Consider the following 7,580-nt stretch of genomic DNA (forward strand, 5'->3'; position numbering starts at 1 on the left):
AGCCCCTCCTTTATTTCTTACTCTCCCTTCTTACTTAAATACTGCTCCAGCACTTGCTGAACTTACTAATTTAGAATATCTTCTTAAATACCCAGTTTTTATTTTTGGCTCTGGCATTATAAGGTTTTTTCTTCTTTCATTTAAAACTTCTTCTGAAACCTTAAGTTCTAACTTTCCTTCAATAATATCAATAGAAATTTTATCCCCATTTTCTATTAATCCTATTAATCCACCTTCTGCTGCCTCTGGTGATACATGTCCTATTGCTGCCCCTCTTGTAGCACCACTAAATCTACCATCAGTTATTAATGCAACACTCTTATCAAGTTCCATTCCTGCAATTGCTGAAGTTGGTGAAAGCATTTCTCTCATTCCTGGTCCACCTTTTGGCCCTTCATATCTTATTACAACTATATCTCCTGAAACTATTTTTCCTAACTTAATTCCTTCTATAGCTTCCTCTTCAGAATTAAATACTTTAGCTATTCCTTCATGCTTAAGCATTTCAGGAACTACTGCTGACTTTTTAACAACAGCACCATCTAAAGCAATATTTCCTCTTAATACTCTAATTCCTCCTGTTTCACTATATGGTTTTTCTATATTTTTTATAACATTATAATTTCTAACTTTAACTTCCTTTATATTTTCACCTTGAGTTTCACCTGTTACTGTTATACACTCTTCTTCTATTAGTCCCTTTTTAGATAATTCATTCATAACAGCAGTTATTCCACCTGCCCAATATAAATCTTCAATATGTGTATCAGACGCTGGTGCAAGTCTACAAAGATTTGGTGTTTTTTCTGATATTTCATTTATAATATCTAAATTCATTTCTACTCCTGCCTCTGCTGATATTGCAGTTAAATGAAGTACTGAATTTGTTGAACATCCAAGGGCCATATCAACAGTTAAAGCATTCTTTATAGATTTTTCTGTTACAATATCTTTTGGTTTTATATCTTTTTCTAAAAGCTTCATAATAGCTTTTCCTGCCATCTTTGCAAGCCTTATTCTTTCTGAATATACTGCTGGTACTGTTCCATTTCCAGGTAACCCAAGTCCTAAAACTTCAGTTAAACAATTCATAGAATTTGCTGTAAACATACCTGAGCATGAACCACATGTTGGGCATGCCTTATTTTCCATATCACAGAAATCCTCTTTATTTATTTTTCCAGATTCAAAAGCTCCAACAGCTTCAAACATAGTTGATAATGAAATATCCTTTCCCTTAACTTTTCCTGCAAGCATAGGTCCACCACTTATAAAGATTGATGGAATGTTCATTCTTAATGCGCCCATTATCATACCTGGAACTATCTTATCGCAGTTTGGTACAAACACTAATGCATCAAAACCATGAGCATTTACCATACATTCTATAGAATCTGCTATAAGCTCTCTTGTTGCTAAAGAATATTTCATTCCTATATGCCCCATAGCAATTCCATCACATACTCCTATTACAGGAAATACTAGAGGTGTTCCACCATTTGAAAGAACTCCTTTTTTAACGGCTTCAACTATTGTATTTAAATGTACATGTCCTGGAATAATATCATTTTGTGCTGAAACTATACCTATTAAAGGTCTATCTATTTCATCATCAGTTAATCCTGTTGCTTTGAATAATGATCTATGAGGTGCTTTATCTACACCCTTTTTTACTCTATCACTTCTCATATTTTATTCCCCCATAATTTTCTCTATAACCAAATCCCCCATTTCTTTTGTACCTACTTTTTCCATTCCTTCACTAAAGATGTCTGCTGTTCTATACCCATTTTCTAATACATTTGTTACAGCTTCCTCAATAGTTTTTGCTTCTTCTTCAAGCCCAAATGTATACTTAAGCATCATAGAAATAGAAAGTATTGTTGCAAGAGGATTTGCAATTCCTTTTCCTGCAATATCTGGTGCACTTCCATGAATAGGCTCATATAATCCAAAACTATTATCACCTAAAGATGCAGATGGTAACATTCCTATTGAACCTGTTATCATACTAGCTTCATCTGATAAAATATCTCCAAACATATTATCAGTTAGAACTACATCAAATTGCTTTGGATTTTTTACAAATTGCATTGCTGCATTATCTATATAAATATGACTTAAATGGACTTCTGGATAATCCTCTGCTATTTCTTCTACAATTCTTCTCCATAATCTTGAAGAATCTAAAACATTTGCTTTATCTACACTAGTTAATCTTTTATCTCTTTTCATAGCTGCTTCAAAAGAAAGCTTTGCTATTCTTCTTACTTCATTTTCATTATATTTCAATGTATCAAAAGCTTCTTCTACGCCATTTACAAAAGCTAGTCCTCTATCTCCAAAGTAAATTCCTCCAGTTAACTCTCTAACTACAAGAACATCAATTCCATCACCAATAATAGAATCCTTTAAAGGCGATGCTTCTTTTAATGCTTTATGAAGAACAGCCGGTCTTAAATTACAATATAATCCAAGTCCTTTTCTTAATCCTAAAATTGCTTGTTCTGGTCTTATCTTTGAGCTTGGATTGTCCCACTTTATTCCACCAATTGCTCCCATTATGACTGCATCACTTTTTTTGCATTTCTCTAGTGTATCTTGTGGTAATGGAACTCCATAAGCATCAATTGCACATCCACCTGCCTGAAGGAATGTATAGTTAAATTTATGATTAAACTTTTCACCAACTTTATTTAAAACTTTAAGTCCCTCATCTACAACTTCTGGTCCTATTCCATCTCCTGGAATAACAGCTATCTTAAACTCCACTTTCCCTCTCCTCCTTTTTCTTGATATATCCTATTAGTCCATTACAATTTATTATTTCTTGCATAAACTCTGGAAATGCCTCACCTTTATATTCTTCATTCTTAGTTACATTCTTTATAACTCCAGTATTAAAATCTACTTCCACAACATCATCTTTCTCAATTTTTTTTGCTGCTTCATCACATTCTAAAATTGGAAGTCCTATATTTATTGCATTTCTATAAAATATTCTTGCAAATGTTGATGCTATAACACAACTTATTCCGGCTGCTTTTATAGCTATTGGTGCATGTTCTCTTGATGACCCACATCCAAAATTCTTATTTGCAACAATAATATCTCCCTCTTTAACATTTTTAATAAAATCTATATCAATATCTTCCATACAATGTTTTGCAAGTTCCTTATGGTCAGATGTATTTAAATATCTAGCTGGAATAATAACATCTGTATCAACATTGTCCCCATACTTGAAAACTAATCCCTTTGCCTTCATTTTTATGCCCCCTTTATATTAGCTCTGGATTAAATATTTTCCCTTTAATAGCTGATGCCGCTGCAACTGCTGGACTAGCTAAATATATTTCTGATTCAACATGTCCCATTCTTCCTACAAAATTTCTATTTGTTGTTGAAACACATCTCTCTCCCTTAGCCAATATACCCATATGACCACCTAAACAAGGTCCGCAAGTTGGCGTTGAAACTGCTACTCCCGATTCTATTAAATCTGTAATAATCCCCTCTTTTATTGCATCTAAATATATTTTTTGAGTTCCAGGAAATACAATACATCTAACATTTTCATGAACCTTATTTCCTTTTAGTATATCTCTTGCTATTCTTAAATCTGAAATTCTTCCATTAGTACATGAACCAATAACAACTTGGTCAATTTCTATGTCAGAAACTTCATCTATAGTTTTTGTGTTATCTGGTAAATGTGGGAAAGCAACAGTTGGTCTTACAAGACTTAAATCTATTTCATAAGTTTCTTCATAAATCGCATCTTCATCTGCTTCATAGATTGTCCACTCTTTTTTTGTATGCTCTTTCATATATTCAATAGTTTTTTCATCAACTACAAAAATTCCATTTTTAGCTCCTGCTTCAATAGCCATATTAGTCATAGTAAATCTATCATCCATAGATAAATCTTTAATTCCATCACCTACAAATTCCATAGATTTATATAATGCTCCATCAACACCTATCATTCCAATAATGTGAAGTATAATATCTTTTCCTGACACCCATTTAGTCTTCTTATTTTTAAGAACAAACTTTATTCCTTTAGGTACCTTAAACCAGCACTTTCCTGTTGCCATTCCTGCTGCCATATCAGTTGAACCAATTCCAGTTGAAAAAGCTCCAAGTGCACCATAAGTACAAGTATGGGAATCTGCTCCTATAATCACATCCCCAGAAACTGCTAATCCCTTTTCAGGAATAAGGCAATGTTCAATCCCCATTTGTCCTATTTCAAAATAATTTTTTATATTTTTTTCCCTTGAAAACTTCTTTATACACTTACATTGCTCTGCTGCTTTCATATCTTTATTTGGTGCAAAATGATCTGGAACTATTGCTATCTTTCCTTTATGAAAAACTTTATCTATTCCAAACTTTTTAAACTCATTTATAGCAACTGGAGTAGTAATATCATTTCCAAGAACTAAATCTAAATCTACCTCTATTAGCTCTCCTGCTTTTACACTATCTAATCCTGCATGCTTTGCTAATATTTTTTGTGTCATAGTCATCCCCAATTTTCATTCCCCCTTTTTACATTACTGCTTATCTAAAATCTAACCCTAGATTCTAAAATCATCCTTCTTAGTGATAGTTGTATCGCCTCTTTCAAGAGCTGTAATTCCAGTTCTTACAACCTCTTCAATTCCATACTCATCCATAAGCTTAATAAGTGCTTCTATCTTGCTTTCATCCCCAGTCAGCTCAATAGTTAAAGTATCTTTAGAAATATCAATTATCTTGCTTCTAAATATCTTTACAACCTCATTTATAGCTCCTCTATTTTCAGCAGTTCCCTTGACCTTAATTAAAACTAATTCCCTATAAACTGATTTATCTGGCTTTAAATTTTCAACACTTATAATCTCCTCAAGCTTTGTTATTTGCTTTTCAAACTGCTCAAGAACATCATCATCACCATTTAAACTTATAGTCATTCTTGATATATTAGGATTTTCAGTTTTTCCTACTGTAAGACTGTCTATATTGTATCCTCTTCTTGAAAAGAGTCCTGCCACTCTACTTAAAACTCCCGATGAATTTCTAACTAAAACTGCTAACACATGCCTCTTCATAAATTGCCCCCTTTTTAACTAACTTAAAATCTTTAATTAAAATAATATGATTTCCTATTTCCTCTTATACCTTTATATTTATGATAAAATTTAACTTACTTTTTTTACCATTTATTCTTTTATACGATTCTACTCTTACAAAATACAGTTGTCAATTTTTTCTATCTTCTCTTACAAATAATCTTTTTTGTATTTATAAAATGAGACTTGATTCAGGTGGAGTGCTAACTCCATCTGAATCTCTAGTCGAATTTATCTAGGAGCGTGTGCCCGTTTTCCTCCACTTATATAAGATGGGGAAATTTACGGGCACTAGCTATCAGATAAACAACAAAAAAGCATAGATTACATTAAATAATCTACACTTTTATCTCATTTTATAATTTTTTTATATTCTATATTTATCTATCTACTACTTCATATCTTTAACTGCTACATACCTAAATATAACTTATTTCATCCATCATCTTATTAATTAAAGCTCTTTGCAATTCATAACTTTTATATATATAATTTTCATAATTATTTATATTTTAGGAGGTTTTAATAAATGGCTAATACAAATGAACTAATTCACTTACTATATAATGACTTTGCAAGTAGAAAAGACCCTAAACTTTACCCTATTGAAGAAACTTTATTAAAAGTATATAAAAAAATCTATTCTCTTAAATCACAAAATAGTAAACAAATCTCACCTTTAATTAGTAGATTAGTAAGATATATCTATATCACTACATTTAATGAGCATATTCATCTTTCACCTGAAGAAGAAAATTTATTAGTTCAACTATGTGATATTGGAAAAGTTGCTGGATTAAATGGACGAATTCGATATCCCTTAAATAGCTTATTTTAGACTGAAAGGACTGATTAAATTGGATCACGTTGAAATTCCCTTTGAACCTAACAAGCTTAAATTTATTGTAAGTTTATTTTCCCCTATATCTATCGTCCTAGGAATTTACTTAATTTTATACTATATAACACATAACTTCATAACTTTTAATCCATATTATTTTTTATTTATAATCTGCCTTTTTATTATTTCTTTATTTTTCTCCATTAAAAGTATTTTGTTTTTTATCAAAAAACCTCCTTCTATTATTTTTGATAAAGATAAAATTACTTCTAGTTCTATACTTGGAAAATATTCATTAGATGTAAGTCTTTTTGATAACTACTCTTTTACAGAAGTTAATGGTATACCTTATGTATATATTCATTCAATTAACTATAAAAAATTCAAAAAACAATTACAACTAGGCCTACATCCATATAGAAGATTCTCATATTCCTGTATAAAATCCACAGGTCATAAAGGTTTATTAATTAGTACCTTTACTTTATCCACAAACTACGAACAAGCTATTGATTTTTTAAATCACCACTTTGAATATAAATCTTGAATCACAAAAAATTCCACTAGCCTTAGCTAGTGGAAAAATTCTTAATTTTTAATTTTAAACTCTTAATTCTTTCTCTATCTTTTTCCAGCATCAAATGGCTCTCCTGCGGCTTTTGGTGCTTGTGATGATTTTGAGAATACTATAAGTGCTAATAATGTTACTATATATGGGAATAATTTTAGTGCAACTGGTGGTATTTGCTCAAGTGATGGTATAGCACCTGATACATTTGCAATTGTTGTTGCAAATCCAAAGAACATTGTTGCTCCTAATATTCCAAGTGGTTTCCATTGTCCAAATATAAGTGCTGCAAGTGCTAGGAATCCAAGTCCTGCAACGCTTCCATTAAACTCTCCTGAATAAGTTACTATAATAATAGCTCCTCCAAGTGCTGAAAGCCCTCCTGAAATCATTACTCCTATATATCTCATTTTAAATACACTTACTCCAGCTGCCGCTGCTGCTTGTGGATGTTCTCCACATGCTCTAAGTCTCATTCCAAAACTTGTTTTATAAAGTATGAAAGCACTTAATAAAACTATTGCTAAAACAAGCCATGTTGTTGGGTATGTGTTAGTAAATAACATTCCTATTACAGGTATCTCTGATAATATTGGAATATCTTGTGGTACAAACCCCATTTGTATTCCTATATTTCCGCTTCCTGTTATACTTCTTGCTAAAAATATTGTTAATGCTCCAGCTATCATATTTATAGCTGTTCCACTTATTACTTGATTTGCATTTAAGTTAATACTTGCAAATGCATGTAATAATGAAAATAATGCTCCTACTATTACTGCTACTAAAAGTCCAATCCATAAATGCATGTTACTTCCTACTGGAAATTTACCTTGTAATTCTGATATTGTAAATGCTCCTGCAAATGAACCTACTATCATAAATCCATCTAATCCTATATTTACAATTCCACTTCTCTCACAATATAATGCTCCTAAAGCTGTAATAAGTAGTGGTACCATATATGCCATTGCATAAGGAAATATTTGTTCTATTGTTTCAAACATCTACACTACCTCCTTTACATTATTTTCTGTTTTATTTTCTACTT

7 protein-coding genes are annotated in these 7,580 nt (G+C 31.5%); 1 reads left to right on the forward strand and 6 read right to left on the reverse strand.

Annotation, left to right across the window (positions count from 1 at the left end; all coding sequences use genetic code 11):
- Positions 1-30 precede the first annotated feature (30 nt).
- The 5 genes from ilvD to ilvN are packed head-to-tail and all read right to left on the reverse strand — an operon-like array spanning position 31 to position 5,099.
- The gene (ilvD, locus tag ACRDDY_RS08605) at positions 31-1,689 is read right to left on the reverse strand and encodes a dihydroxy-acid dehydratase (RefSeq protein ID WP_438564544.1); all 1,659 of its coding nucleotides are present in this window, start codon (positions 1,687-1,689) and stop codon (positions 31-33) included.
- A gap of 3 nt (positions 1,690-1,692) precedes the next feature.
- Positions 1,693-2,772 (reverse strand): 3-isopropylmalate dehydrogenase, encoded by a 1,080-nt coding sequence (gene leuB, locus ACRDDY_RS08610; protein WP_438564545.1) that lies wholly within the window; start codon positions 2,770-2,772, stop codon positions 1,693-1,695.
- Positions 2,762-3,268 carry a 3-isopropylmalate dehydratase small subunit gene (gene leuD / locus ACRDDY_RS08615; RefSeq protein WP_438564546.1) on the reverse strand — a complete coding sequence of 169 codons (507 nt, stop codon included), beginning with the start codon at positions 3,266-3,268 and terminating at the stop codon, positions 2,762-2,764. Before leuD ends, leuB begins: the two co-directional genes overlap by 11 nt.
- A 13-nt stretch (positions 3,269-3,281) precedes the next feature.
- The gene (leuC, locus tag ACRDDY_RS08620) at positions 3,282-4,541 is read right to left on the reverse strand and encodes a 3-isopropylmalate dehydratase large subunit (protein WP_438564547.1); all 1,260 of its coding nucleotides are present in this window, start codon (positions 4,539-4,541) and stop codon (positions 3,282-3,284) included.
- 45 nt (positions 4,542-4,586) lie between these two features.
- Positions 4,587-5,099 (reverse strand): acetolactate synthase small subunit, encoded by a 513-nt coding sequence (gene ilvN / locus ACRDDY_RS08625; RefSeq protein WP_438564548.1) that lies wholly within the window; start codon positions 5,097-5,099, stop codon positions 4,587-4,589.
- A 550-nt stretch (positions 5,100-5,649) separates the two neighbouring features.
- Here ilvN and ACRDDY_RS08630 point away from each other — a divergent pair.
- Positions 5,650-5,958, forward strand: a complete 309-nt coding sequence (locus tag ACRDDY_RS08630; protein ID WP_438564549.1) for a bacteriocin immunity protein — start codon at positions 5,650-5,652, stop codon at positions 5,956-5,958.
- A gap of 624 nt (positions 5,959-6,582) precedes the next feature.
- Here the strand turns inward: ACRDDY_RS08630 and ACRDDY_RS08635 are convergent.
- Entirely contained in the window at positions 6,583-7,536 is a 954-nt protein-coding gene (locus ACRDDY_RS08635; RefSeq protein ID WP_438564550.1) for an ABC transporter permease, read from the reverse strand.
- Positions 7,537-7,580: the final 44 nt, after the last annotated feature.

It is taken from the genome of Clostridium sp. (assembly GCF_051656525.1).
Taxonomy (GTDB): Bacteria; Bacillota; Clostridia; order Clostridiales; family Clostridiaceae; genus Clostridium.

Coding starts and splice junctions, on each gene's coding strand:
- ilvD (WP_438564544.1), bottom strand. CDS start 1,689: ATGAGAAGTGATAGAGTAAAAAAGGGTGTAGATAAAGCACCTCATAGA.
- leuD (WP_438564546.1), bottom strand. CDS start 3,268: ATGAAGGCAAAGGGATTAGTTTTCAAGTATGGGGACAATGTTGATACA.
- ACRDDY_RS08630 (WP_438564549.1), top strand. CDS start 5,650: ATGGCTAATACAAATGAACTAATTCACTTACTATATAATGACTTTGCA.
- ilvN (WP_438564548.1), bottom strand. CDS start 5,099: ATGAAGAGGCATGTGTTAGCAGTTTTAGTTAGAAATTCATCGGGAGTT.
- ACRDDY_RS08635 (WP_438564550.1), bottom strand. CDS start 7,536: ATGTTTGAAACAATAGAACAAATATTTCCTTATGCAATGGCATATATG.